Genomic DNA, 25,158 nt, shown 5'->3' on the forward strand with positions numbered 1-25,158 from the left:
CGGCGGTGTACTTCACCGCCGGGCGCGCCTTTGCCGTCCCTCCATCACCTGGCCCGCAGCGCCGCCCGCGCCGGGATCGTCGCCGACGCCAGGCCCAGCACCAGGACCGCGGCCACGAACGAGCCGTACAACACCGGGGGTACGTACGGGGATTCGCCGGTCAGGCCGTTCATCATCGGGACGAGCGTGGCCAGGGCGATGGCGGAGCCGATGACGATGCCCGCGCAGGTCACGAGCAGCGCCTCCCAGCGGATCATCCCCATCACCTGGCGGCGCGTGGAGCCGATCAGGCGCAGGGTGCCGAGCTCGCGTCGGCGGTCGAGGACCGTCATCACCAGGGTGTTGACCGCGGCGATGGCCGCGAAGCCGCCGAGCACGGCCGCCATCGTGGTGTTGGCCCAGGCGTTGAGCTCGCGGTCCAGGGACTGGGCGGTGGCGTAGCCGTCGCGGTCCTGGAGGGTGCCGAGGCCGGCGAGGGCCTGCGCGGAGCCGCCCCTGGTCCAGACCTCGGTGGCGAAGGACGAGGTGACGTGCCGCTTCAGGTCGGCCGCGGGCATGGTCACCTGGGAGAGGCCGAGGCCCCTGCCGTACGTGGCGACGATCTTCGGCGACGCCTTGGTGCCGTCGGGCATGCGGATGTCGATGCGCTCGCCCTTCTTCACGTGGGCGGAGTCGGCGAGGCGGGCGTCGATCGCGATCTCACCCTTGCCGAGGGTGAGGGCGCCCGTCTCGACCTTCAGGTCCTGTACGTCGGCCAGGTCGGCGGCGGAGCCGGTGATGCCCTGCGCCGACGCCGACTCCAGCCAGCGGTCGCCGCCCGAGCCGAGCGGGACGAGGACGGACGTCTTGAGCAGGCCGACGGCCGAGGTGACGCCGTCGGCGTGCGCGGCCCTGGCCACCGTGCCCGGCGCGAGGCCCGCGTCGGAGGTGACGATGTGGTCCGCGGTGATGCCCGCGCGCTGCTGGTCGGCGGCGACCCGGTCCTCGCTGGTGTGCATGAAGACGAGGACGCTGGAGAAGGCCATGGCGAGCACGATCGGAGTGATCGCGGAGGCAAGCCGGCGGGCGTTCGTACGGGAGTTGGCGGCCGCCAGCGAGGCCGCGGCGCCCGCGCCGCGCAGCGGGAGCCCGAACAAGGCGGCGCAGCCGCGCGCCACCAGCGGGCCGAGCAGGGCCACGGCGAGCATGAAGAGCATGACGACGCCGAGCGCCGCGTTCGCCGCGTCGTCGCCGGTGTTGTTCGCGGCGAATCCGGCGAAGACCGCGCCGCCGACCGCCGCGGCGATGCCGAGCGGGGTGCGGATCCAGCCGAGCGACGCCCGTTCCGTGGCGGCCTCGCTGAGTGCCTGGCCCGGCTTGATGCGGGAGGGACGGCGGGCCGCCAGGTAGCCGGCGCCGAGCGCCGTGAGGACGGCGACGCCGACGGCGGAGACGAGCGGGATGAAGGAGACCGACAGGTCCACGGCCTCGGGGACGGCGCCCTTCTCCTTCAGCTGCCCGAACCACCAACTGGCCAGGGCGATGCCGGGCAGCACGCCGACCGCTCCCGCGAAGGGCGCGACGAGCAGCGTCTCGGTGGCGATGGTGCGGCGGACCTGGCGCGGGGTGGTGCCGATGGCGCGCAGGAGCGCGTACTCGCGGGCGCGCTGGCCGACGGAGAGCGCGACGGTGCCGGCCGCGGTGAAGACGGCGGTCAGGGCGGCGATGCCGCCGAAGGAGCCGCCGAGCGCGGTCAGGAGCTCCTTGGCGTAGGCGAGTTCGGAGCCCTCGGCGGCGCCGCGGTCGTCGCCCGTGTGGACTTTGGCCTTGCCCCCGAGGGCGTGTGCCACCTGTGCCTTGAGGGCGTCGGCCGGGACGCCGTCCTTGGGCAGTACGGCGACGGCGTCGACGCGTCCCGGGTGGCCGGAGACGCGTACGGCATCGGAGTCGGCGAACCAGGCGGTGGGGGCGGCCTGCCCGGCCCGTACGGTGCCGGAAACCCGGAAGTCGCGCGGCCCGTCCGCGGTGGTGAGCGTGGTGCGGTCGCCGACGGTGGCGCCGGGCGCGGCGAGGACGACCTCGCCGGGGTGCGGGGCGCGGCCCGCGGTCAGCTTCTCGCCGGTGAAGGCGGTGGAGCCCCAGCCGTGCGCGGTGACGTCTTTGCCGCCGGACTGGACGGGGAAGGTGACGTCGGGCACGGCGGTGCGCGCGCCGGGCACCGCACCCGCCTCGGCGACCAGGGAGGCGTCGATCCGCGCCCGGTCGGGCAGCGGCGTGTCCGACTCGGACTTGCTGTCGCCGCTGCCGGTGACGAAGTGGGCGGACTGGTCGGCGGCGGCCACCACGGGGGCGCCCGCGTAGCGGTCGGGCGGCACGGAGGCGCGCAGCCCGGTCTCCAGGAGGATTCCGCAGGCGGCCACGATCAGCGAGGCCATCATCAGGGCGACGAAGGTGCCCGCGAAGGCGGCGGGTTTGAAGCGGACGGCCGCGCGGGCGAGGCCGTTGGGGACGTACGCCATTACGCGGCCACCCCCGCGTACGCCGGGGCGGTCAGGCTCGTCATCCGGGCCGCGATCTGCGCGGCGGATGCGCCTTCGAGGCGGTCGACGAGGGAACCGTCGGCGAGGAAGAGGACGCGGTCCGCGTAGGCCGCCGCGGCCGGGTCGTGGGTGACCATGACGACGGTGGCGTTCATCGCGTCGACGGCGGAGCGCAGCAGGCCGAGGATCTCGGTGGCGGTGGTGGTGTCCAGGGCGCCGGTCGGCTCGTCGGCGAAGATCACGTCGGGCTCGGTGACCAGGGCGCGGGCGATGGCGACGCGCTGCTGCTGGCCGCCGGAGAGCTGGCCGGGCCGGCGGCGCGCCTTGTCGCCGAGGCCGACGCGGGTGAGCATCTCGGCGGCCTTGCGGCGGTCGGGGCGGTGGCCCGCGAGGCGCATCGGCAGGACGACGTTCTGCTCGACGGTCAGCGAGGGCAGCAGGTTGAAGGCCTGGAAGACGAAGCCGAGGCGGGTGCGGCGCAGCGCGGTGAGCTTGTTCTCGCTCATGCCGGTGATCTCGGTGCCGCCGAGGTGGACGGTGCCCGCGCTCGGCCGGTCCAGGCCCGCCGCGCACTGCAGGAAGGTGGACTTGCCGGATCCGGAGGGGCCCATGACGGCGGTGAAGCTGCCGCGGGGCAGGGCGAGGTCGATGCCCGCGAGGGCGTGCACGGCGCCGGAGCCGCGGCCGTACTGACGGCGGACTCCGCGCAGCTCGACGGCCCAGTCGCCGGGCAGGGCACTCGGCATCGGAGGCACCGCTGCCACCTTCGTGCTGCCCTTTTCGGCCCGGTTCTTCCGTCGCAGCCCCATGGCTGTGCCCGCCTTCCGTTCGTACGTTCCTGGTCGATGGTTCGAACGTACGGATCAGGGGGTGCCGTGGACCATGAGGACGGCTGGCGAACCCGGGGTGGGGTTAACCCCAGTTGAGGCGTTCGCCCCACCACTCGGTGACTTTTTGCTTACGGTTGAACACGGACCGGATTCAACCCTCCGTGGCGTTGGAGGCCTACGTGACCCAGCCCCGCGCGCTCGACGCGAGCGCCTCACCCCTCGACTACTACGGCGCCGAATTGCGCCGCCTCAGGGAAACCGCCGGACTGAGCCAGGGACAGTTGGGCGACTGCATCTTCTGTACGGGCTCCCTGGTGGGCCAGATCGAGACGACGAAGAGGGTGCCGACGCGGGACTTCTCCGAGCGGGTGGACGCGGCGCTGGGGACGGAAGGCCAGCTGTCGCGCCTCGTGGGCCTCGTCCTGCGAAGCCAGTTGCCGAGCTGGTTCCAGGCGTACGCGGAGATGGAGGCGCGGGCCTCGTACATCTCCACATTCCAGGCGCAGTTGGTCTACGGACTGCTCCAGACGGAGGCGTACGCGCGCGCCGTTCTCGGCGTCCTGACGGACGAAAATCTCGACGCCCGGACGGCGGCCCGCATGGAGCGGCAGCGCATCCTGGAGCAGGAGAATCCGCCGCTGGTGTGGGTGGTGCTCAGCGAGGCGGTCCTGCACCAGGAGATCGGCGGCCGCGAGGTCATGCGGGAACAACTGACGCACCTGCTGGACCTTCGGGACAGCCAGTGGGTGAACCTCCAGATCCTGCCGTTCACGGCGGGCCAACACGCGGGCCTGATGGGCTCGTTCACGACCCTCCGCTTCGAGGACGACCCCGACCTCATCTACACCGAGGACTTCGTGCAGGGGCATATGACGGCCTATCCCGAGAAGGTCAAGGAAAGTTCCCTTCGTTACGCTCGCTTGCAGGCATCCGCCCTGTCCGTGGAGGACTCGGCGGCACTGATCGCGCGCGTGATGGAGGAACGTTATGGGGACCAACCAGCTTCTGACGGGTGCGACATGGCGTAAGTCGAGCTACAGCAGTGACACGGGCGGCGAGTGCGTGGAGTGCGCTCCGCTTGGTCCCGCGGCTTGGCGCAAGTCGTCGTACAGCGGCGACACGGGTGGCGAGTGCGTCGAGGTGGCCGACCTCAGCGCCCACGTCGCCGTGCGCGACTCCAAGGATCCCGAGGGCCCGGCGTTCACCGTCGCGCCGGGGGCCTTCACCGCGTTCGTCGCAGCGGCGGCGGAGGGCCGCGTCTGAGCCTGGCGTGACGCAGGGCCCCGACCGCCCGCCTCGGGGCCCTGGCGTTCGGCCCGGCACACCCTGTAGGTCGTTTGGTAATCTAAGTATTGACGCGTCCTTGACGCTCTCTTTGCCAACCCCTACAGGAGGAGCGGGCCCATCGGACACGCAGACACCCTGATAGCCATGGGCGGCGCCTTCCTCGCCGCCGCCGTCCTCGCCCGCCTCGGCGGCCGCATCGGACTCCCCACCATCCCCCTCTTCATCCTGGCCGGGATCCTCCTCGGCCCCCACACCCCCGGCGTGGTCCTGGTCTCCGACCCCCACGACCTGGAGATGCTCTCGGCGCTCGGCCTGGTGCTGCTCCTCTTCTACCTGGGCCTTGAGTTCCACCTGGACGACCTCAAGACGGGCGGCCGCAAGATGGCCCTCGCCGGAGGCACCTACCTCGCCCTGAACGTCGGCGCCGGCCTGGGCTTCGGATTCGCGGTCGGCTGGGGCACCTCCGAAGCGCTGGTCCTCGCCGGGGTCCTCGGCATCTCGTCCTCCGCGATCGTCACGAAGGTCCTGGTCGACACGGGCCGCCTCGGCAACCCGGAGACCAAGCCGATCCTCGGCATCATCGTCGTCGAGGACATCTTCCTCGCGCTCTACCTCGCGGCCCTGCAGCCCGTCCTGTCCGGCGCCGACAGCCTCGCGGCGGCGGTCATGGACGGCGGCAAGGCGTTCGGCTTCCTGCTGCTGCTCGCCCTCGTCGCCCGCTTCGGCACGAAGGTCGTCGGGCGGCTCATGGACACCCGGGACGACGAGCTGCTCGTCATCTCCTTCCTCGGCGCCGCGGTCTTCGTCGCCGGGGTCTCGGAGTGGTTCGGGGTCGCGGACGCGATCGGCGCGTTCATGGTCGGCCTGATGGTCGGCAGCACGGCGTCCGGCGAACGCGTCCGCAAGCTGGTGCATCCGCTGCGGGACGCGTTCGGGGCGATCTTCTTCTTCGCGTTCGGGCTCTCCATCGACCCCGGCGACCTGCCGGTGGTGGTGTGGCCGGTGCTTGCCGCGGTCGCGGTGACGCTCCTGATGAACGTCCTCGCCGGACTCGGCGCGGCCCGCGTGTACGGGTTCGGCGCGGGCCCCGCGGCCAACATCTCCACCACCCTGCTCGCCCGCGGCGAGTTCGCCCTGATCCTCGCCACGATGGCGGCGGGCGCGGGCCTCGACGAACGGCTCTCGCCCTTCATCGCGGGGTACGTGCTGCTGCTCGCGGTCCTCGGGCCGTTGGCGGCAGGGCGGTCGGAGTGGCTGGCGCGGGTGCTGCCGGGCGGCGGTGACTACGCGGTGGCGGCCGCCGGGCCCAGTTCGTCCGGGAAGGAAGAACGGGCCTCCGCGAACAGCGCGCCGTAGTCGGAGCCGTAGGTGACGGCGGCGGCGAAGAGGGCGTCCACGGCGGCCTGCAGTGGATCATCCTCGACCGCGGCGGTCAGGGCGGGCAGCGCCAGGAACTGCTGCCGGATCGCCGGATGCCCAGGGCGGGCCGGGGCCACGGTGGTGTCCGGCACGGCCGGGTCGGCGAACATGCGGTCCACCACGCGGCCCTGGTCGTCAAAGGGCGCGGGCAGCGGCTCCCCGCGTTCGGCCGCCGCCAGCGCCGGGGCGATCCAGGCGACGCGGTCGAGCCCGGCCGCCTCGGCAGCGCGGCGCATGGCCCAGCGGGCGACGGCGCGCTGTCGCTCCGGGGCCAACCGGTCCAGGGCGTGGGCGAGTTCGGGGGCGAGCTCGATGAGCCCCCATTTGTTGCCGCCCACGTTCCGCAGGCGGTCGCCGGGGAGTTCGCCACCCCACTCATCCCGTTCGTGGCGCTCCCTCGCCTCCCGCGCGGCCCACTCCTCCGCCGACCGCCGGCGGCGTCTCGCCTCGGCCCGCTGCTCGGCGGAAGGGAGATCGCGTGCGGTGCTGTGCCAGTACGCGGCGCTGTTTCCGGTCTGCCTGACGAGACGGTCGCGTTCCGGCGGTGCGGGCCAGAACTGCAGGAGGTGCTCCTCGATGCCGGGGGACTCGAGGAACTCGTCCTCCCTCTCACGAGCTTCGTCCAGCCTGCTGCCGCAGTAGCGGACCCGGTAGTCGATCTCTTCGAGTCCGAGCGGGAAGCTCCCCATGCCACCCCACAGGTCGAGCGCCGTCTCGGGGCCCACCGGCCGGAAGGAGACCTCGACGATCTCTTCCCAGTGGTCCTCCAGGAGCGGCGGGCCCTCGTGGACCTCCACCGTGAAGTGGATCTCTCCGGTGTGCAGGCCCGAGACCAGGTACAGGAAGCCGGGTATCGCGGCACCGCAGAGCCCGTTCTCCTGGCCCGCGCACGCGTCGTGGAAATCCGCCCCCGCCCCGTCCGGATCGCTCTCCACGTAGAGCTGCCCGTACTCCACACGCACGAGCCCGCTCACCGGCGTCCGCACGGCGCCCACCTCACGCCTCCCGGCAGATCAACAGCAGCGCCCTGTCGTCGTTCACGTCCTTCGCGACCGCCTCGATGAGGTGCCAGGCCGCGCCGTGGAAGCCTCCGGCCACGTACCGGTCGGCCTCACCCGTCAGACGGTCCATGCCCTCGGCGATGTCGCGGTCGGAGGTTTCCACCAGGCCGTCCGTGAAGAGCATCAGGACGTCGCCGGGGCGCAGGACGCCTTTGACGGGGTCGAACTGCGCCCCGTCGTAGACGCCGAGAAGCGGGCCCTGGCCCGTCTTCTCCTCCCAGCGGCCGCTGCCCGCGCTGAGCTGGAGGCCCGGCGGGTGGCCCGCGGAGAAGAGTTCGTAGTCGCCGGTCTCCAGGTCCAGGACGAGGTGGATGGAGGTCGCGAAGCCCTCGTCCCAGTCCTGGCGGAGCAGATAGCCGTTGGCGGCGGGCAGGAAGGCGTGCGGGGGCAGGGAGCCGAGCAGGCCGCCGAACGCCCCGGAGAGAAGCAGCGCCCGCGACCCCGCGTCCATGCCCTTGCCCGAGACGTCGGTGAGCACGGCCTCCAGGGTGCGGCCGCCGTTCGTGCGGGCGGCGACCACGAAGTCGCCGGAGAAGGACTGGCCGCCGGCCGGGCGCAGCGCCATCTCGCGGTGCCAGCCGCGCGGCAGCTTCGGCAACTTGCTCTGGACGCGGATGCGTTCGCGCAGGTCGAAGAGCATCGTGCCGCCGCCGCGCCAGGGCACGCCGACCCGGCTGCGGAACTGGGCGATGAGGAGGCCGAAGAAGCCGCAGGCGGCGACCACGAGGACGGTGCCAGGGGTGACCCGGGAGACGCCTTCGGCGTACGGGCCGAGCTGGACGGACTCGACGATGAGGGCCACCGCCGACGCCGCGTACAGACCGAGCAGACTGGCGGGGCGCAGGAGCAGGCCGCCCGCGACGATGGGCAGGACGAGTGCGGCGGGCGAGCACCAGACGCTGTTGACGATCGTGGCGGACGTGATCACGGGGACGGTCAGGAGGAGCCCGGCCAGGGCGATCCAGTCGGAGCCGTCGCCGCGGAAGTAGTCGACCCCGGATTTGCGCAGCACGATGCGGACCCGGTGCAGACGCTTCTTCATCCGGGCCGTGAACGTCTCGGCTTGCGCACGCCGCTCGCCTCGCTCGCGCCGTGGGCGCCCTTCTCTTCGTACCGCCATTGCTCGTGGACCTTATCCAGCGAGCCGCGCACTTCGCACGGGAGGTCCCAGTTGTCCCCCGTCCCAGGCACGCCGGGAACGGGCGGCGACGGGCTCACCGGGGCGCGGAAACCCTGTCGCAGCAGACCTGTTGCCCTGATAGTCATGGCATATGACGACAGACATACGAGTGCTCGGCGAGGACGACTGGGAGACGTGGTACGGAGCTCTGGAGCTCGCGTTCGGCGGCGTCGCCGAATCGGAGGACGAACAGGAGCTGTGGCGCGCGCTCGCCGAGTACGACCGGTCGATCGGCGTGTGGGACGGGAAGGCGTGCGTGGGGTCGGCGGGGGCGTTCTCCTTCCGTCTCTCGGTGCCGGGCGGCGCGCTGGTGGACGCGGCGGGCGTGACGATGGTGGGCGTCGCGGCCACGCACCGGCGGCGCGGGATCCTGACGTCGATGATGCGACGGCAGCTGGACGACGTGCGTGCGTGGGGCGAGCCGCTCGCCGTGCTCACCGCGTCGGAGCCGGTCATCTACGGCCGGTTCGGGTACGGCGCGGGCACCCAGCAGATGCGGGCCGGCATCGATACGACCCGGGTGCGGCTGTCCGTCCCCGTCGGTACCGATGACGTACTTGTCCGGTACGCGGAGCCCGCCGACGTCCACGAGGCGTGCGAGGCCCTGTACGCACGCCGGGTCACCGGGCGCCCTGGCATGCTGGCCCGCCGGCCGGGCTGGGAGCGGCTCGTCCTCCTCGACCCGAAGGAGAACCGGGACGGCGCGTCACCGCTTCAGTGCGTGGTCGCCGAGCGCGCGGGCGAGCTCGTCGGGTACGTGCGGTTCGCCGTCAAGCCCGAGTGGGACTCGCAGGGTCCCAAGGGCGAGGTCAGGCTGCGCGACATCGAGGCGCTCGACCCGGCGGCGTACGCGGCGCTGTGGCGGTTCCTCTTCGGCATCGACCTCACGTCGTCGGTCCTTGCTCGCAACCGGCCGGTCGACGATCCGCTGCTCCAGCTCGTCTCGGACGTGCGCCGGTGCGACCTGAAGGTGGCCGACGCGCTGTACGTACGGCTCGTGGACGTGGGCGCGGCGCTGGAGGCGCGTACGTATCAGACGCCCCTGGACGTGGTGTTCGAGGTCGAGGACGCGTTCTGCCCCTGGAACGAGGGGCGTTGGCGGCTCACCGGTGACACGAAGGGCGCGTCGTGCGAGCGCACGGCCGACGCGGCCGATCTCGCCCTGTCCATACGGGAGTTGGGCTCCGCCTACCTGGGAGGCGTGTCCCTCACGTCGCTGGCGGGCGCGGGCCGGGTGCGGGAGTTGCGCCAGGGAGCGCTGACCGAGGCCTCGGTGGCCTTCGGCTCGGACGTGGCCCCCTGGCTGCCGCACGGGTTCTGAGGCCTCAGAGCCTGTGTCATATCCCCGGACTCGTGATGCGGTCGGGGTGATCTCAAGCGGGGCGCTGGCAGGCCGGGCACCAGAAGAGGTTGCGGGCCGCGAGGTCCGCGGTGCGGATCTCGCCGCCGCAGAGGTGACAGGGCTGGTTCGCCCTGCGGTAGACGTAGACCTCGCCGCCGTGGTCGTCGACGCGCGGCGGGCGGCCCATCGCCTCGGGGGTGTGCTCGGGCCTGACGGTGTCGATGCGGTTGAGGCGGACGCCCTCGCGCATCAGGGCGACGAGGTCCGCCCAGATCGCGTTCCACTGCGCCTCGGTGACGTCCTTGCCCGGGGTGTACGGGTCGATGCCGTGCCGGAAGAGGACCTCCGCGCGGTAGACGTTGCCGACGCCCGCGATGACCTTCTGGTCCATGAGGAGGGCGGCGATCGTCGTGCGGCTGCGGGATACGCGGCGGTAGGCCTTCTCCGGTCCGTCCGTGTCCCGCAGGGGGTCCGGGCCGAGCCGGTCGTGTATCGCCTGCTTCTCGTCGTCCGTGATGAGGGCGCAGGTGGTGGGGCCGCGGAGGTCGGAGTGGTACGCGTCGGTCAGGAGGCGGAGGCGGACGGTGTCCGTGGGCGGCGGGGCGGGGGTCGCGCCGAGGGTGTACTTGCCGAACAGCCCGAGGTGGACGTGGATCCACCCGGTGTCGGCGAAGCCGAGGAAGAGGTGCTTGCCGTGGGCCTCGGCGGCCTCCATCACCTGTCCGGTGAGCAGGGCGGCGCTGTCGGCGAACTTGCCCTGCGGGCTGCGTACGGTCACCGGCTCTCCGGCGAACCGCTCACGGTGGTCGTCCGCGAGCCGGTGAATGGTGTGCCCCTCCGGCACGGGTCCCTCCGGGGGTTGTGCGGTGAAAAGAATCGCCTTCAGGGCTCGTCCTCAAACGCCGGACGGGCTGAAACCCCGCGCTCGCTGGGATTCAGCCCCTCCGGCGATTGAGGAGCGGGGTCCGGGGCGGAGCCCCGTGGCGGCCGCTGGTGGTGCGGGTGCCCGGGGCGGAGCCCGACGCGGCGGCTACTGCTGGGGGTGGCCCTCGGGAATCGGGGGCAGGTCCCCGGACTCCTCGTACGCGGAGAGCATCTCGATGCGCCGCGTGTGCCGCTCCTCACCGGAGTACGGCGTCGCCAGGAAGATCTCGACGAACTTCGTCGCCTCCTCCCGCGTGTGCATGCGGCCGCCGATCGAGATCACGTTCGCGTCGTTGTGCTCACGGCCGAGCGCCGCGGTCTGCTCGCTCCAGGCCAGGGCCGCCCGCACGCCCTTCACCTTGTTCGCGGCGATCTGCTCGCCGTTCCCGGAGCCGCCGATGACGATGCCGAGCGCCTCCGGGTCCGCGGCGGTCTTCTCCGCGGCGCGCAGGCAGAACGGCGGGTAGTCGTCCTGGGCGTCATAGATGTGGGGCCCGCAGTCGACGGGCTCGTGGCCGTGGCCCTTGAGCCATTCGACCAAGTGGTTCTTGAGTTCGTAGCCGGCATGATCCGAGCCGAGGTACACGCGCATGGGTCCGAGTGTGGCACGCCGGGAGGCGGGTAGCCGCGACCGGGGCGGTTCCTTGATCTCCCAGGTCGGGACCTTGGTCCAGGCCATTCGTCGGTAATACAACAATCCGGATTCAGGACTTCCGTCCCGTTCACCCCTGAGTTTGAATGCGGGGGCTCGTGACCCGAGAACTTAAGGATTCGTCCATGACCTCGCAACCCTCCCTTGCGAAGGCAGACAGCACCCCCCATCCCCCTGGGGATCCGCGGTCTGGCGACAGTGGTGACCACGGCGACGGCCTGAAAGCGGGTCTCAAGAACCGCCACCTCTCCATGATCGCCATCGGTGGTGTGATCGGCGCCGGCCTCTTCGTCGGCTCCAGCTCCGGCATCGCCGCCGCCGGGCCCGCCATCCTCGTCTCGTACGCCCTCGTCGGCACGATGGTCGTCCTCGTGATGCGGATGCTCGGCGAGATGGCCGCCGCACGGCCCGCATCCGGCTCCTTCTCCACCTATGCCGACCAGGCGCTCGGCCGCTGGGCCGGCTTCTCCATCGGCTGGCTGTACTGGTTCTTCTGGGTCGTCGTCCTCGCGGTGGAGGCCACCGCGGGCGCCGTGATCCTGAACGGCTGGGTGCCCGCCGTCCCGCAGTGGGGCTGGGCGCTCATCGTGATGGTGGTGCTCACCGCCACGAACCTCGTCTCGGTGGGCTCCTACGGCGAGTTCGAGTTCTGGTTCGCCGGGATCAAGGTCGTCGCCATCGGCGGCTTCGTGATCATCGGCCTGCTCGCCGTCTTCGGCGTGCTGCCCGGCTCCGACAACCCCGGCGACGGATTCGCGCACCTCACGGACGCGGGCGGCTTCATGCCCAAGGGCGCGGGCGCCATCCTCACCGGTGTGCTGATGGTCGTCTTCTCCTTCATGGGCAGCGAGATCGTCACGCTGGCCGCCGGTGAGTCCGAGGACCCGCAGCGCGCGGTCACCAAGGCGACGAACAGCGTCATCTGGCGCATCGGCGTCTTCTACCTGGGCTCGATCCTCGTCGTCATCACCCTCCTGCCGTGGAACGACAAGTCGATCACCAAGGACGGCAGTTACGTCGCCGCGCTGAACTCGATCGGCATCCCGCACGCCGGTCAGGTCATGAACGTCATCGTTCTCACCGCCGTGCTCTCCTGCCTCAACTCCGGCCTCTACACCGCATCGCGCATGGCCTTCTCGCTCGGTCAGCGCGGCGACGCGCCCAAGGCCTTCGCGCGGACCAACTCCCGCGGTGTGCCGCAGGCCGCGATCCTCGGCTCCGTCGTCTTCGGTTTCGTCGCCGTCTGGTTCAACTACCAGTGGAAGGACACCGTCTTCGACTTCCTGCTCAACTCCTCGGGCGCGGTGGCCCTCTTCGTGTGGCTGATGATCAGCTTCACGCAGCTGCGGATGCGCGGGATCATCCTGCGCGAGGAGCCGGAGAAGCTCGTCGTGAAGATGTGGCTCTTCCCGTACCTGACGTGGGTCACGATCGCGATGATCTCGTTCGTGCTCGTCTACATGCTGACCGACGAGACCGGCCGCAAGCAGGTACTCCTCTCGCTCCTCGCGGCCGCGTTCGTGGTCGTCTTCTCGCTCGTACGGGAGAAGGTCAGGCCACGGGACACCGCGGGCGCGGACCGGACCGACGCCTGACCCCGGCGCCCTCCGCACTCCCCCACAGCCCCCGCGGGCGGACCCGCGGGGGCTGTGTCGTCCACCGGAATTCCGGTGGAACCACGGAGGAATTGACGCCGGGGCGTCCCGCCGGTGAGTAATGCTCTCCGTGTCGGACCAGACAACGGAGGCACCCGTGGACTTCACCGCACAGCGATTCGCGTTCCGGCCGGAGGACGCCGGGTACGAGGAGGAACTCGCCGGAATGCAGACCGGCTTCGCGACGCGGCCCGCCCTCGTCGTCGGCGCCGAGAGCGCCGACGACGTCGTCGCAGCGGTGTCGTACGCCGTCGGGGCCGGCCTGCCCGTCGGCGTGCAGGCCACCGGGCACGGCGTGCCCGGTGACTCGGAGGGCGGCGTCCTGATCAGCACCCGGCGCATGGACTCGGTCCGGGTGGACCCGCGGGCGCGCACCGTCACCGTCGGCGCGGGCGCCCGCTGGGGCCGGGTCGCCGAGGCCGCGGCGCCGCACGGCCTCGCCCCGCTGAACGGCACCGCGCCGAGCGTCGGTGTCGTCTCGTACACACTCGGCGGCGGACTCGGCATCCTGGGCCGGGAGTTCGGGTACGCGGCCGACCACGTCCGCTCGGTCGACGTCGTCACCGCGGACGGCGTCCCGCGCCACGTCACGCCGGAGCGCGAGCCGGAGCTCTTCTGGGGCCTGCTCGGCGGCGGCGCGAACCTCGGCGTGGTCACGGACCTTGAGATCGGCCTCGTGCCGGTGGCCAGGCTGTACGGCGGCGCCCTCGCCTTCGACGGCACCGTGGTCGACCCGGCCGCCGTGCTGCGCGGCTACGAGGAGTGGACGCGGACCCTGCCCGACGAGCTGACGTCGTCCCTCGCGGCGATCGTGTACCCGGACCTCCCGCATCTGCCGCCCCACCTGAAGGGCCGCTACCTCGTCCTGATCCGGGTCGCGTTCACCGGCTCGCAGGCCGAGGGCGAGCGGATCGTGGCGCCGCTGCGGGAGCTCGGGCCCACGGTGTCCGACACGCTGCGGGAGATGCCGTACGCCGAGAGCCCCACGATCCACGGCGACCCGGACTTCCCGCACGCCTTCTACGGCGACAACGCGGTCCTGAGCAGCCTCGACGTGACGGCGGCCGGTGAGATCCTCGCGCTGGCCGGGCCCCGGGCGGCCTCGATGCACATCCTGCAGTTCAACCACCTGGGCGGCGCGCTGGCGCGGCCCGCGCGGAACGCGGTGCCCTATCGCGAGGCGGGCTGGCTGGTCCGGCTCCTGTCGCCGCTGGACGGGACGGGCGTCGAGGCCCTCCGGAAGGTGCACGCGGAGGCGTTCGGGCTCGTGGCGCCGCAGACCCTGGGGCGCTCGCTCAACTTCGTCTTCGGCGGCAACGACCGGCCACAGGGGCTGTACGACCCGGAAACACTGAAGAGGCTCGCCGCTGTGAAGGCCACGTACGACCCGGCGAACCTCTTCAGGAACAACTACAACATCGACATCTACAACATCGACATCGACGTCGACATCGACATCGACTGACCGCGGTGGCCGCTCAGCGGTCGAGGAACTTCCACGCCGTGGGCAGCGCGCCCATCGCGAGCGCGGCCTTCAGGGCGTCGCCGATCAGGAAGGGCGTGAGCCCGGCGGCGACGGCCTGGGCCAGCGACATGCCGGTGGCGGCGGCCAGGTAGGGGACGCCGACCGCGTAGATGATCGCGGAGCCGAGGACCATCGTGCCCGCGGTGCGCAGCACGGAGCGGTCGCCGCCGCGGCGGGCGAGGGCGCCCACGACCGTGGCGGCGAGCAGCATGCCGAGGACGTAGCCGAGGGAGGGAGCCGCGACGCCGGAGCCCGCCTGCGCGAACCACGGCATGCCCGCCATGCCCACGAGGGCGTACAGGGCGAGCGAGAGGAAGCCGCGGCGGGCGCCCAGCGAGGTGCCGACGAGCAGCGCGGCGAAGGTCTGCCCGGTCACCGGCACCGGGGAGCCCGGCACGGGCACCGCGATCTGGGCGGCGATCCCGGTGAGCGCGGCGCCGCCGAGCACGAGAGCCGCGTCCTTCACGCGGGACGCGGGCAGCAGGTCGGCGAGGACCTGGCCGGGGCGAGTGGTGGCAGCGGCGATGCTCATCGGTGACTCCGCGGGAAGGAGGGCAGGTGGGGACGCGTCGACGCTATCCCAGGCCCCGGCGCGGCAACACGGTCACCGGGCGACAACCCCGGGGCCGGGCCTTGGTGGGCTCCGTACAAAGGAACGCGTGTACACCTCGGGCGGCGTGATGCTCGTCACGGAGGTCGGCGGGTGGGTGCCTCGTTTTGCGCGAAGGGCTGCCGCGCGGGGAGACTGTAGGGTCCCACCAAAGTTCTGTGAGCCCGAGAGCAGCCTGAGCACCATGCACGACGCAACCCCCGACGAATCGGCACCCGGCACCGGGGGTTGTGCGCACCCTTCCCCGAGCGCTGAATGCCCGCCCGCGCCGGGAACCGGCCCGGAGCCCCTGGGGGGCGGCCTCAAGCAGCGCCACCTCACCATGCTCGGCCTCGGCGGCGTGATCGGCGCCGGGCTCTTCGTGGGGTCGGGGGCCGGGATCTCCGTCGCGGGTCCCGGCATCGTCGTCTCGTACCTGATCGCGGGCGCGCTCGCGATGTGCGTGATGCGGATGCTCGGCGAGATGTCCGCCGCGATGCCCGCGTCGGGCTCCTTCTCCGTGCACGCCGAGCGCGCCCTCGGCCGCTGGGCCGGTTTCAGCGTCGGCTGGCTCTACTGGTTCCTGCTGGTCGTCGTGCTCGCCGTGGAGGCGACCGGCGCCGCGCAGATCGCGAACGGCTGGGCGCCCGCGGTGCCGCAGTGGGCCTGGGTGCTGATCTTCATGGTCGTCTTCACCGCGGCCAACCTCACCTCGGTGAAGAACTTCGGCGAGTTCGAGTTCTGGTTCGCGGCCCTGAAGGTCTTCGCGATCGTGGCGTTCCTGGTCCTCGGTCTGCTCGCCGCCTTCGGGGTGCTCCCGGACACGGACCCGGTGGGCCTGACGAACCTCACCGGGCAGGGCGGCTTCCTGCCGAACGGCTGGGAGGGCGTCGTCTCCGGGGTCCTCGCGGTCGTCTTCGCGTTCGGCGGTCTGGAGGTCGTGACGATCGCCGCGGCCGAGTCGGACGACCCGGTGCGCTCGGTGGCCCGCGCGGTGCGCAGCGCGGTCTACCGGATCCTCTTCTTCTACGTCGGGTCGATGCTGGTCATCGTGACGGTGCTGCCCTGGACGGCGCAGAAGGCCGGGGCCAGTCCGTATGTGACGGTCCTCGACTCGATCGGGGTGCCGTCCGCCGGGACGATCATGAACATCGTGGTGTTCGTGGCGCTGCTCTCGGCGCTCAACGCCAACCTCTACGGCTCGTCCCGGATGGTCTTCTCGCTGGCCGAGCGCGGTGAGGCGCCGAAGGCCCTGCTGACGGTGGGCCGGGGCGGGGTGCCGCGCCGCGCGGTCCTCGCGTCCGTCGCCTTCGGCTTCGTCTCGGTCCTGCTCAATCTGAAGTGGCCGGACTCCGTCTTCCTCTACATGCTCAACTCGGTCGGCGCGGTGCTCCTCTTCGTCTGGGCGCTGATCGCGCTCTCGCAGCTGCGCCTTCGCCGGCGCATCGAGCGCGAGGCGCCGGAGCGGCTCGTGCTGCGGATGTGGGCGTTCCCGTATCTGACGTGGGCGGCGCTGGCCGCCATGGCCGCGGTGCTCGTGCTGATGCTGACGGACGACGCGGCGCGGCCGCAGCTGCTCTGGTCGGCGGGGGCGACGGGGCTCGTCCTCGCGGTCGCGGGGCTGCGGGAGTGGCGTGCGGCACGCGTGAACAACAGGTGAACTTGATGTGCGCGTTCCTTCACAACGTGTGAGCGTCGTGTCCGTATAGCGGTCAGCTGTTCCCTGTCAGCGGTGCCGGAGCTCAGACTGTGGGCCGCTCTCTCCCCCGTCTCGGCTACTGAACAGGGCACGCCCATGTCTCGGACGTCCACCCCTCAGGACACAGCACCTGACGCAGCACCCAAGGCCGACTCCCCGCTCGTCCACGGCCTCAAGCAGCGGCATCTTTCCATGATCGCCCTCGGTGGCGTGATCGGCGCCGGACTCTTCGTGGGCTCCGGGGCGGGCATCGCCGCGGCAGGACCCTCGATCGTCCTCGCCTATGCGGTCTCCGGCGCGCTGGTCATGCTCGTGATGCGCATGCTCGGCGAGATGTCGGCCGCGAACCCCGCGTCGGGCTCGTTCTCCGTCCACGCCGAGCGGGCCATCGGCCCCTGGGCGGGCTTCACCGCGGGCTGGGGCTTCTGGTTCCTGCTCTGCGTCGCCGTCGGTCTGGAGGGCATCGGCGCCGCGAAGATCATGGTCGGCTGGTTCCCGGACAGCCCGGAGTGGGCGTGGGTCGCCCTCTTCATGCTGGTGTTCTGCGCCGCCAACCTGACGGCCGTGAAGAACTTCGGCGAGTTCGAGTTCTGGTTCGCCGCCCTCAAGGTCGGCGCCATCACGCTCTTCCTCGGCATCGGCGTCCTCGCGATCCTCGGCATCCTGCCCGGTTCCGACACCTCCGCCCCCGGCCTGGAGAACCTCACCGGCGAGGGCGGCTTCATGCCGAACGGCACGGACGGCCTGATCATCGGCCTCCTCGCCTCCGTCTTCGCGTACGGCGGTCTGGAGACCGTCACGATCGCGGCCGCCGAGTCCGAGAACCCGGTCAGGAGCGTCGCCAAGGCCGTGCGCACGGCGATGTGGCGCATCGCCGTCTTCTACGTCGGCTCCATGCTCGTCGTCGTCACGCTGCTGCCCTGGGACAACAAGGAGGTCGTCGCCAAGGGCCCGTACGTGGCCACGCTCGACCACCTGGGCATCCCCGCCGCCGGCGAGATCATGAACGTCATCGTCCTGGTCGCCCTGCTCTCCGCGATGAACGCCAATATCTACGGCGCCTCGCGCATGTCGTACTCCCTGATCGAGCGCGGCCAGGGCCCCCGGGCGCTCGGCAAGGTCTCGGGCGGCGTGCCGCGCCTCGCGGTGCTCGCCTCCTCGGTCTTCGGCTTCGTCTGCGTGCTGCTCAGCTACTGGCGTCCGGACGACGTCTTCCCCTGGCTGCTCAACATGATCGGCGCGATGATCCTGATGGTCTGGGTCTTCATCGCCGTCTCGCAGCTGATCCTGCGCCGCAGGACGGAGCGCGAGACGCCCGACGCGCTGGTCATCAAGATGTGGGCGTTCCCGTTCCTGACGTGGGTGGCGCTGGCCGCGATGGCGTACGTCTTCTACCTGATGACCGACCAGCCGGACACGCGCAAGCAGCTCCTCGCCACCGGCGCGCTGACGCTGGTGCTCGCCGTGATCGGCTTCGTGCGGCAGAAGACGGCGGAGAAGCGGGCGGCGGCCGTCTAGCCGTGAACCCCTACGAAGCCCCGGACCTCGCGGTCCGGGGCTTCGTCGTTTGCGCTGATATTCCCCTGCGGACCTAGGACAAAGGGCTGATCAACTTCGCACCACTCCTGCTGCTAGCCTGCAGTTGCGCAAGACTTGCAATAAGTTGAGCAACACAACAGCGCACCACAGCAGAGCAGCAGTCGGAGGGCTCGGACTCATGGCCATTTACACGCTTCCTGAACTTCCGTACGACTACGCGGCGCTCGAACCTGTCATCAACCCGCAGATCATCGAGCTGCACCACGACAAGCACCACGCGGCGTACGTGAAGGGCGCGAACGACACCCTTGAGCAGCTGGAGGAGGCTCGCGACAAGGAGACGTGGGGCGCCATCAACGGCCTGGAGAAGAACCTGGCCTTCCACCTCTCCGGCCACATCCTGCACAGCATTTACTGGCACAACATGAACAGCCCGAAGGACGGCGGCGGCGGCGAGCCGCTGGCCGCCGACGGTGTCGGTGACCTCGCGGACGCGATCGCCGAGTCCTTCGGCTCCTTCGCCAAGTTCAAGGCCCAGCTGACCAAGGCCTCGGCGACGACGCAGGGTTCGGGCTGGGGCGTGCTCGCCTACGAGCCGCTCAGCAACCGCCTCATCGTCGAGCAGGTCTACGACCACCAGGGCAACGTCGGCCAGGGCTCGACGCCGATCCTGGTCTTCGACGCCTGGGAGCACGCCTTCTACCTGCAGTACAAGAACCAGAAGGTCGACTTCATCGAGGCCATGTGGCAGGTCGTCAACTGGCAGGACGTGGCCAAGCGCTACGCCGCCGCCAAGGAGCGGGTCAACAGCCTGCTGCTGGCCCCCTGAGTCACGGCCGTCGCCGAGCTTCCCCCGGCGACGGCCGTCGGACGTCCTGCCTCGTGATCGTCTTCTCAACCTTCCCGAGGCGGGCGGACAGAGGAAAGGCCCCCGTGAGGACGTGACTCACGGGGGCCTTTCTGTTGCGGACTCACTCGAAGTTGGGGCCCTCGGTACGGGTCCGCTTGATCTCGTAGAAGCCCGGCGTCGACGCCACGAGCAGCGTGCCGTCCCAGAGCCGCGCCGCGGCCTCGCCCTTGGGCGCCGGGGTCACGACGGGACCGAAGAAGGCGATCTGCTCGCCGTTCGGGCCGGGAACGGCGATCACCGGCGTGCCGACGTCCTGGCCGACCTTGTCGATGCCCTCCTTGTGGGAGGCGCGCAGCTCCGCGTCGTACGCGTCCGAGTCCATGTGGTCGACGAGCCCTGCGGGCAGCCCGACGTCCTCCAGAGCGCCGACGACGGCCTCGCGGGTGGCGCCCTCGCCCCGGTTGTGGAAGCGGGTGCCGAGCGCGGTGTAGAGGGCTCCGGTGATCTCCTCGCCGTGCTCCTGCTGGGCGGCGACGACGACGCGGACGGGGCCCCAGGCCTTCGTCTCCAGCATCTCGCGGTACTCGTCGGGGAGCTCGTCGAGCCTGTTCTCGTTCAGGACGGCGAGGCTCATCACGTGCCAGCGGACCTCCACGTCACGGACCTTCTCGACCTCGAGCATCCAGCGCGACGTCATCCAGGCCCAGGGGCACAGCGGGTCGAACCAGAAGTCGACGGGGGTCTTGCTGCCGTTCTCGGACATGTCTCTCCCTAGGGAATGCGTTCGCATCTGGCCGGGAAAACGTCCAGGGCGCATCGGGGCATTCCCGGATGTCGGCCGCAGGCGGCACATGCGAGGATCGTAGACATTCGTACGAGTGACGCGCGTCATGTGCGGCATGCAGAGCCACACCCCGCAAGTCACACAGCCATGCGAGTCACGCAGCCAAGCGAGTCACAAGGGAGTGCCGCCCGTGCCCGGTGAGAATCTGTCCCGCGACGAGGCCCGCGAGAGGGCCGCGCTGCTCTCCGTCGACGGATACGAGGTCTTCCTCGACCTGCGTTCGGCGGTCGGCGAGAGCGGTCAGGAACCGCGCACCTTCCGATCGGTCACCACGATCCGCTTCCGCAGCGCCGAGCCGGGCGCCGCGACCTTCGCGGACCTGATCGCCCCGAGCGTCACGGCCCTCTCCCTCAACGGCAAGGACCTGGACCCCTCCGAGGTCTTCGACGGCACCCGGATCACCCTGGAGGATCTGGCCGAGGAGAACGAACTGGTGGTGGACGCCCAGTGCGCCTACAGCCGCACCGGTGAGGGCATGCACCGCTTCGTCGACCCCGAGGACGGCGAGGTCTATCTCTACACGCAGTACGAACCGGCGGACTCCCGCCGCGTCTTCGCCAACTTCGAGCAGCCCGACCTCAAGGCGCCCTACCGCTTCCAGGTGCAGGCGCCCGAGGGGTGGACCGCCTGGTCCAACGGCGTGGGCGAACTGTCCGACGGCGTATGGACGTTCGCCGAGACGAAGCCGATCTCGACGTACATCACGGCGGTCGTCGCCGGCCCCTATCACTACGTGACGGATTCCTACGAGCGCGTCCTCGACGACGGCACGCGCCTGGAGATCCCCCTCGGCGCTATGTGCCGCAAGGGCCTCGCCCCGCACTTCGACGCCGACGACGTCTTCCTCGTCACCAAGCAGGGCCTGGACTTCTTCCACGACAACTTCGACTACCCGTACCCCTTCGGGAAGTACGACCAGGCGTTCGTCCCGGAGTACAACCTGGGCGCGATGGAGAACCCGGGCCTGGTGACCTTCCGCGAGGAGTTCATCTTCCGCGGCAAGGTGACCCAGGCGTCGTACGAGCGCCGGGCCAACGTGATCCTGCACGAGATGGCCCACATGTGGTTCGGCGACCTCGTCACCATGCGGTGGTGGGACGACCTGTGGCTCAAGGAGTCCTTCGCCGACTTCATGGGCTCCTTCTCGATGGTCGAGGCCACCCGCTTCACCAACGGCTGGATCACCTTCGCCAACAACCGCAAGGCATGGGCCTACCGCGCCGACCAGCTGCCCTCCACCCACCCGGTCACGGCGGACATCCGCGACCTGGAGGACGCCAAGCTCAACTTCGACGGGATCACGTACGCCAAGGGCGCCTCGGTCCTCAAGCAGCTCGTCGCGTATGCCGGACGTGACGCGTTCCTGGAGGGCGCCCGGCGCTACTTCAAGCGGCACGCGTACGGCAACACGGTCCTCGGCGACCTGCTCTCGGTCCTGGAGGAGACCTCCGGGCGCGACATGGCGGCCTGGTCGCGCGCCTGGCTGCAGACGGCGGGCGTCAACTCCCTGACCCCGCAGGTCATTCTGAACGCGGAGGGCCGCATCACCGAGCTCTCCGTCCTCCAGGAGGCCGCCGAGTCCCACCCCGAGCTGCGGCCGCACCGCGTGGCCGTCGGCCTGTACCGCAGGGCGGCCGGCGGCGAGCTGGAGCGGTACGCCCGCGCGGAGGCCGACGTCGAAGGCCCGCGCACGGTCGTCGCCGAGCTGGCCGGCGAGGCGGCGCCCGAGCTGGTCCTGGTCAACGACGACGACCTCACGTACTGCAAGAGCCGCTTCGACGAGAACTCGCTCGCGACGCTGCGCGGCCATCTCGGCGACATCACCGACCCGTTGGCCCGCGCCCTGTGCTGGTCCTCGCTGTGGAACCTCACGCGGGACGGCCTGATGCCCGCCCGTGACTTCATCGGTCTGGTGCTGCGTTTCGCCGGGCGCGAGAGCGACATCGGCGTGCTGCAGATGCTGCACGCCTGGGCCAACTCCGCCCTCACGCACTACGCCGCGCCCGCCTGGCGCGAAGAGGGCGGCCGGGACCTCGCCGAGGGCGCGCTGCGCGAGCTGCGGTTCGCCGAGCCGGGCAGCCAGCACCAGCTGACGTGGGCGCGGTTCTTCGCCACCGTGGCCTCCTCGGCGGCCGACCTGCAGCTCCTTCAGGGGCTGCTGGAGGGCACCGCCAAGATCGACGGCCTGGACGTCGACCAGGAGCTGCGCTGGGCGTTCCTCTCCCCGCTGGCCTCGCACGGCGTCGCGGGCGAGGACGTCCTCGCGGCCGAACTGGCCCGCGACGACACGGCTTCCGGCAAGCGGCACCAGGTGCGGTGCCTGGCCGCGCGGCCCTCGGCGGCGGTCAAGGCCCAGGCGTGGGCCGCCGTGGTGGAGTCCGACGCGCTGTCCAACGCGCTGGTCGAGGCGACGATCTCGGGGTTCGCACGGCCCTCGCAGCGGGAGCTGACGGCGCCGTACGTGGCCAAGTACTTCGCCGCCATCGAGCGGGTGTGGGCCGAGCGGTCCATCCAGATCGGCATGGACGTGGTGAAGGGACTCTTCCCGCACCTGCAGGGCGACGAGGCGACGCTGGCGGCGGCGGACGAGTGGCTCGCCGCCCACGAGTCCGGCGCGCCCGCCCTGCGCCGCCTGGTCCTCGAGGCGCGGGACGACCTGGCCCGCTCACTGCGGGCCCAGGCCTGCGACGCGGGGGCCGCGGTCTGAGCGACGGGGTGAGGGGAGGGTGCCGGTCACCCTCCCCCGCCCCGGCGGGAGGGGACCGGGCACCCGCCCCGGCGGCGCAGGTCAGGGCGGTGTCGCACGCGGGAGCTCATCGGCAGTCGAACGTCCGTGCTTTAGGGCGAGCTTGTCCGGGTTTGTCGACGGGCGTGTAACACCGGTTAGCGGGGCGGTCGGCCGCGGGAACGACCGGGTCATGAACCACGACACCCCGCTCTCACCCCTCCCCCTCCAGCACCTCGCCGACGTCCAGCTCCGCGTCATGAGCACGGCCCAGCTGGGCGAGCACGGCGTCACCGCGGCGGACGCCGGAACGCACTGCCGTCCTGGCGGGCCCTGGCAGCAACTGCTCCCGGGCGTCTGCCTGTTGCACCCGGGCCCGCCGACCAGCGAGGAGCGGCTGCACGGCGCCCTGCTGTACGCGGGGCGCCCGCCGGTCCGCGCCGCAAGGGCCGTGCCCGCCCAGCCCCGCGCGGGCGAGGCCCACGCCCCGTACGCGGACGCGATGATCACGGGCCTCGCCGCGCTCGCCCTGCACCGCTTCTCGTCCGCTCCCCCGCTGCTCTCCCTGGACCGCGTCGACGTCCTGGTGCCCCGCACCCGGCGCCTGCGGTCCGTCGGCTTCGTCCGGCTCGTGCGCGGCCAGGTGATGCCGACTTCCCAGCAGGTCACGGGAGTTCCGGTGGCGCCGGTGCCGCGGGCCCTCGCCGACGCCGTGGCGCAGCTCACCGACGCGGGCGCCGTGCGCCGCCTGCTCACCGAGGCGGTGCGCGGCGGGCACTGCGAACCGGCGGCGGTGGTACGGGAGTTGAACAACGCGCGGCTGCTCACGCGCCCGCACGTCGTGGACGCCGTCGACTCCCTGCTCGCCGAGGGCCGGGCCATCGCCGAGGACCGGCTGTACCGGATGGTCACCGAGCACGGGCTGCCCGACCCGCTCTGGAACGTCGACCTGCGGCTGCCCGGCGGCCCGCACCTGGGCGGCGTCGACGCCTACTGGCCCGACCACGCCGTCGCCGTGGAGCTGGACACGCGGGCGCCGCGCCAGGACGAGGACGCGATGTGGTCGGAGTACGTCCGCAAGCGCGAGCATCTGGAGCGGCTCGGCATCACCGTCGTGCACATCACCCCCAAGAAGCTCAGGGACTCCGCCGAACAGCAGGCGACCGTGGTGCGGACCGCGCTGATGGCGTCGGTCGACCGCGACCCGGCGGCGTATGTGGTGGTGCTGCCGAGATAACGCGGGTACGGACCGCCATATGCAGGACCGCAGGACCGCAGGACCGCAGGAGGGGAGTGAAGGGGCGGAACGCCGTGGGCCACGGGTTCCGCCCCTTCGCATGTCCTCGGCTCACGTGCCGCAGAACTCCGCCGTCACCACCGGATCGGCGTCGCCCGCCCAGTCGCCGTTGATGTTGAGCGCCAGCGAATGGCGGCCGTCCGGGGTCGTCACCGCCAGGGACGACGAGCCGTGGATGCCCCCGTCGTGGCCCCAGATCACCCCCTTGCAGGGCAGCTTCAGGACGGAGATGCCGAGCCCGTATCCGGCGCCCTTGTCGCCGACGGGAACCGTCGTCTTCATCTCGGCGAGCTGCGCCTTCGGCAGCAGCCTGCCGCCGAGCAGCGCCGCGTAGAAGCGGTTCAGGTCCCCCGAGTCGGAGATGATCTCGCCCGCCGATCCGGCCATGGACGGGTTGAGCTCGGTGACGTCGTAGACCTTGGCCTCGGGGTCGGCGGGGAGCTTTCCGTAGGCGCGGGAGCTGGGCCGCGGCACGGTGGGGCGGGTGCCGGGGACCGTGGTGGCGTTCAGGTGGAGGGGGGCGATGACGCGGCGCCTGATCTCGTCGCCGTACGCGTTCCCCGTCACCTTCTTGATGATCATCCCGGCGACGATGTAGTTGGTGTTGGAGTAGCTCCAGTTCGTGCCGGGCTCGAAGGCCGGCTTGTGGCGCATGGCGAGATCCACCAGCTGCCGGGGGGCCCAGGTGTCGTAGCGGTGCTTGAAGAAGTCCTTGCCGAACACCTTCCGTACGAACTCCTCGTCCTCGGAGTACTCGGCGATCCCGCTGGTGTGGTTGAGGATCTGGCGGACCGTGATCCTGTCGCCGTCGTGACCGTGGCCCTCGACGACACCCGGCAGCCACTTCCCCACCGTGTCGTCCAGATCGATCCGGCCCTCGGCCTGCAATTGCAGCAGCACGGTCGCCACGAACGTCTTGGTGATACTGCCGACGCGGAACCGGTCGTGCTCGCCGCGCGGGGTCTTCCGCTTCAGGTCCCCGAGGCCCGAAGCGGCGTTCCAGGGCCCGTTCTCGTCCCGCACCTGGGCAGTCACGCCGGGCACGCCCTCGGCGACGATGCCGTCGAGTGCCCGCCTGGTCGCCTCGTGCCGGTCCCCCCGCGCGTCGGCGGAGGCCGGGACGGTGAGCGCCCCCGCCGTCAGCGCCATCGCCGTGGTCATCATCGCCGCCGCGCCCAGCAGGCGGCTTCTGCGCACTGACATGTGGTTCCCCCTCGTTGT

The 25,158-nt window shown here is 71.2% G+C and carries 20 protein-coding genes; 11 read left to right on the forward strand and 9 right to left on the reverse strand.

Annotation, left to right across the window (positions count from 1 at the left end; translation table 11 throughout):
• Positions 1-44: 44 nt before the first annotated feature.
• Positions 45-2,498, reverse strand: a complete 2,454-nt coding sequence (locus ACFVYL_RS34830) for an ABC transporter permease (RefSeq protein WP_389723274.1) — start codon at positions 2,496-2,498, stop codon at positions 45-47.
• On the reverse strand, positions 2,498-3,328 hold the full coding sequence (locus ACFVYL_RS34835) for an ABC transporter ATP-binding protein (RefSeq protein WP_389723277.1): 831 nt from the start codon (positions 3,326-3,328) through the stop codon (positions 2,498-2,500). Before ACFVYL_RS34835 ends, ACFVYL_RS34830 begins: the two co-directional genes overlap by 1 nt.
• Positions 3,329-3,528: 200 nt before the next feature.
• On the opposite strand from ACFVYL_RS34835, the gene ACFVYL_RS34840 reads away from it, so the two are divergent.
• The 3 genes from ACFVYL_RS34840 to ACFVYL_RS34850 all read left to right on the forward strand — a co-directional run bounded on the left by ACFVYL_RS34840 (position 3,529) and on the right by ACFVYL_RS34850 (position 5,992).
• Positions 3,529-4,377: a helix-turn-helix domain-containing protein gene (locus ACFVYL_RS34840; protein WP_389723279.1), complete on the forward strand. Its 849-nt coding sequence runs from the start codon at positions 3,529-3,531 to the stop codon at positions 4,375-4,377.
• On the forward strand, positions 4,337-4,612 hold the full coding sequence (locus ACFVYL_RS34845; RefSeq protein ID WP_389723282.1) for a DUF397 domain-containing protein: 276 nt from the start codon (positions 4,337-4,339) through the stop codon (positions 4,610-4,612). The genes ACFVYL_RS34840 and ACFVYL_RS34845 overlap by 41 nt, the downstream gene beginning before the upstream one ends.
• A 168-nt stretch (positions 4,613-4,780) precedes the next feature.
• Entirely contained in the window at positions 4,781-5,992 is a 1,212-nt protein-coding gene (locus ACFVYL_RS34850) for a cation:proton antiporter (RefSeq protein WP_389723284.1), read from the forward strand.
• On the opposite strand, the gene ACFVYL_RS34855 is transcribed toward ACFVYL_RS34850, so the two are convergent.
• Positions 5,920-7,041: a hypothetical protein gene (locus tag ACFVYL_RS34855; protein ID WP_389723287.1), complete on the reverse strand. Its 1,122-nt coding sequence runs from the start codon at positions 7,039-7,041 to the stop codon at positions 5,920-5,922. The two genes, ACFVYL_RS34850 and ACFVYL_RS34855, sit on opposite strands and share 73 nt — an antisense overlap.
• A 10-nt stretch (positions 7,042-7,051) precedes the next feature.
• Complete coding sequence (locus ACFVYL_RS34860) at positions 7,052-8,236, reverse strand: PP2C family protein-serine/threonine phosphatase (protein ID WP_389723290.1); 1,185 nt, start codon at positions 8,234-8,236, stop codon at positions 7,052-7,054.
• A 151-nt stretch (positions 8,237-8,387) separates the two neighbouring features.
• Between ACFVYL_RS34860 and ACFVYL_RS34865 the strand changes: the two genes are divergently transcribed.
• The gene (locus tag ACFVYL_RS34865; protein ID WP_389723293.1) at positions 8,388-9,617 is read left to right on the forward strand and encodes a GNAT family N-acetyltransferase; all 1,230 of its coding nucleotides are present in this window, start codon (positions 8,388-8,390) and stop codon (positions 9,615-9,617) included.
• Positions 9,618-9,669: 52 nt separating this feature from the next.
• Here ACFVYL_RS34865 and ACFVYL_RS34870 read toward each other — a convergent pair whose 3' ends face one another.
• Complete coding sequence (locus ACFVYL_RS34870; protein ID WP_389723296.1) at positions 9,670-10,482, reverse strand: Fpg/Nei family DNA glycosylase; 813 nt, start codon at positions 10,480-10,482, stop codon at positions 9,670-9,672.
• 186 nt (positions 10,483-10,668) lie between these two features.
• Positions 10,669-11,154: a ribose-5-phosphate isomerase gene (locus tag ACFVYL_RS34875; protein WP_389723299.1), complete on the reverse strand. Its 486-nt coding sequence runs from the start codon at positions 11,152-11,154 to the stop codon at positions 10,669-10,671.
• A 185-nt stretch (positions 11,155-11,339) separates the two neighbouring features.
• On the opposite strand from ACFVYL_RS34875, the gene ACFVYL_RS34880 reads away from it, so the two are divergent.
• Both ACFVYL_RS34880 and ACFVYL_RS34885 read left to right on the forward strand, forming a co-directional pair.
• Complete coding sequence (locus ACFVYL_RS34880) at positions 11,340-12,809, forward strand: amino acid permease (RefSeq protein ID WP_389723302.1); 1,470 nt, start codon at positions 11,340-11,342, stop codon at positions 12,807-12,809.
• Positions 12,810-13,035: 226 nt separating this feature from the next.
• Entirely contained in the window at positions 13,036-14,334 is a 1,299-nt protein-coding gene (locus tag ACFVYL_RS34885; protein ID WP_389723379.1) for an FAD-binding oxidoreductase, read from the forward strand.
• 13 nt (positions 14,335-14,347) lie between these two features.
• Here ACFVYL_RS34885 and ACFVYL_RS34890 read toward each other — a convergent pair whose 3' ends face one another.
• Positions 14,348-14,926 (reverse strand): biotin transporter BioY, encoded by a 579-nt coding sequence (locus ACFVYL_RS34890; RefSeq protein ID WP_389723305.1) that lies wholly within the window; start codon positions 14,924-14,926, stop codon positions 14,348-14,350.
• Positions 14,927-15,188: 262 nt separating this feature from the next.
• On the opposite strand from ACFVYL_RS34890, the gene ACFVYL_RS34895 reads away from it, so the two are divergent.
• The 3 genes from ACFVYL_RS34895 to ACFVYL_RS34905 all read left to right on the forward strand — a co-directional run bounded on the left by ACFVYL_RS34895 (position 15,189) and on the right by ACFVYL_RS34905 (position 19,050).
• Positions 15,189-16,643 (forward strand): amino acid permease, encoded by a 1,455-nt coding sequence (locus ACFVYL_RS34895; protein ID WP_389723308.1) that lies wholly within the window; start codon positions 15,189-15,191, stop codon positions 16,641-16,643.
• A 135-nt stretch (positions 16,644-16,778) separates the two neighbouring features.
• Positions 16,779-18,200, forward strand: a complete 1,422-nt coding sequence (locus tag ACFVYL_RS34900; protein WP_389723311.1) for an amino acid permease — start codon at positions 16,779-16,781, stop codon at positions 18,198-18,200.
• Positions 18,201-18,399: 199 nt separating this feature from the next.
• Positions 18,400-19,050 carry a superoxide dismutase gene (locus ACFVYL_RS34905; protein WP_389723314.1) on the forward strand — a complete coding sequence of 217 codons (651 nt, stop codon included), beginning with the start codon at positions 18,400-18,402 and terminating at the stop codon, positions 19,048-19,050.
• A 142-nt stretch (positions 19,051-19,192) separates the two neighbouring features.
• Here ACFVYL_RS34905 and ACFVYL_RS34910 read toward each other — a convergent pair whose 3' ends face one another.
• On the reverse strand, positions 19,193-19,834 hold the full coding sequence (locus ACFVYL_RS34910; protein WP_389723316.1) for a DsbA family protein: 642 nt from the start codon (positions 19,832-19,834) through the stop codon (positions 19,193-19,195).
• 211 nt (positions 19,835-20,045) lie between these two features.
• Between ACFVYL_RS34910 and pepN the strand changes: the two genes are divergently transcribed.
• The gene (pepN, locus tag ACFVYL_RS34915; RefSeq protein WP_389723319.1) at positions 20,046-22,622 is read left to right on the forward strand and encodes an aminopeptidase N; all 2,577 of its coding nucleotides are present in this window, start codon (positions 20,046-20,048) and stop codon (positions 22,620-22,622) included.
• A gap of 211 nt (positions 22,623-22,833) precedes the next feature.
• Entirely contained in the window at positions 22,834-23,877 is a 1,044-nt protein-coding gene (locus tag ACFVYL_RS34920; RefSeq protein ID WP_389723322.1) for a hypothetical protein, read from the forward strand.
• A 111-nt stretch (positions 23,878-23,988) separates the two neighbouring features.
• On the opposite strand, the gene ACFVYL_RS34925 is transcribed toward ACFVYL_RS34920, so the two are convergent.
• Complete coding sequence (locus ACFVYL_RS34925; protein WP_389723325.1) at positions 23,989-25,140, reverse strand: serine hydrolase domain-containing protein; 1,152 nt, start codon at positions 25,138-25,140, stop codon at positions 23,989-23,991.
• Positions 25,141-25,158: the final 18 nt, after the last annotated feature.

This window comes from Streptomyces sp. NPDC058308, assembly GCF_042880275.1.
In the GTDB taxonomy this organism is placed as follows: domain Bacteria; phylum Actinomycetota; class Actinomycetes; order Streptomycetales; family Streptomycetaceae; genus Streptomyces.

Bases quoted from the DNA above. Each gene is read 5' to 3' on its own strand.
- ACFVYL_RS34830 (WP_389723274.1), bottom strand. From the start codon at position 2,498: ATGGCGTACGTCCCCAACGGCCTCGCCCGCGCGGCCGTCCGCTTCAAA.
- ACFVYL_RS34835 (WP_389723277.1), bottom strand. From the start codon at position 3,328: ATGGGGCTGCGACGGAAGAACCGGGCCGAAAAGGGCAGCACGAAGGTG.
- ACFVYL_RS34845 (WP_389723282.1), top strand. From the start codon at position 4,337: ATGGGGACCAACCAGCTTCTGACGGGTGCGACATGGCGTAAGTCGAGC.
- ACFVYL_RS34850 (WP_389723284.1), top strand. From the start codon at position 4,781: ATGGGCGGCGCCTTCCTCGCCGCCGCCGTCCTCGCCCGCCTCGGCGGC.
- ACFVYL_RS34860 (WP_389723290.1), bottom strand. From the start codon at position 8,236: ATGGCGGTACGAAGAGAAGGGCGCCCACGGCGCGAGCGAGGCGAGCGG.
- ACFVYL_RS34865 (WP_389723293.1), top strand. From the start codon at position 8,388: ATGACGACAGACATACGAGTGCTCGGCGAGGACGACTGGGAGACGTGG.
- ACFVYL_RS34875 (WP_389723299.1), bottom strand. From the start codon at position 11,154: ATGCGCGTGTACCTCGGCTCGGATCATGCCGGCTACGAACTCAAGAAC.
- ACFVYL_RS34880 (WP_389723302.1), top strand. From the start codon at position 11,340: ATGACCTCGCAACCCTCCCTTGCGAAGGCAGACAGCACCCCCCATCCC.
- ACFVYL_RS34885 (WP_389723379.1), top strand. From the start codon at position 13,036: ATGCAGACCGGCTTCGCGACGCGGCCCGCCCTCGTCGTCGGCGCCGAG.
- ACFVYL_RS34890 (WP_389723305.1), bottom strand. From the start codon at position 14,926: ATGAGCATCGCCGCTGCCACCACTCGCCCCGGCCAGGTCCTCGCCGAC.
- ACFVYL_RS34895 (WP_389723308.1), top strand. From the start codon at position 15,189: ATGCACGACGCAACCCCCGACGAATCGGCACCCGGCACCGGGGGTTGT.
- ACFVYL_RS34900 (WP_389723311.1), top strand. From the start codon at position 16,779: ATGTCTCGGACGTCCACCCCTCAGGACACAGCACCTGACGCAGCACCC.
- ACFVYL_RS34905 (WP_389723314.1), top strand. From the start codon at position 18,400: ATGGCCATTTACACGCTTCCTGAACTTCCGTACGACTACGCGGCGCTC.
- ACFVYL_RS34910 (WP_389723316.1), bottom strand. From the start codon at position 19,834: ATGTCCGAGAACGGCAGCAAGACCCCCGTCGACTTCTGGTTCGACCCG.
- ACFVYL_RS34920 (WP_389723322.1), top strand. From the start codon at position 22,834: ATGAACCACGACACCCCGCTCTCACCCCTCCCCCTCCAGCACCTCGCC.
- ACFVYL_RS34925 (WP_389723325.1), bottom strand. From the start codon at position 25,140: ATGTCAGTGCGCAGAAGCCGCCTGCTGGGCGCGGCGGCGATGATGACC.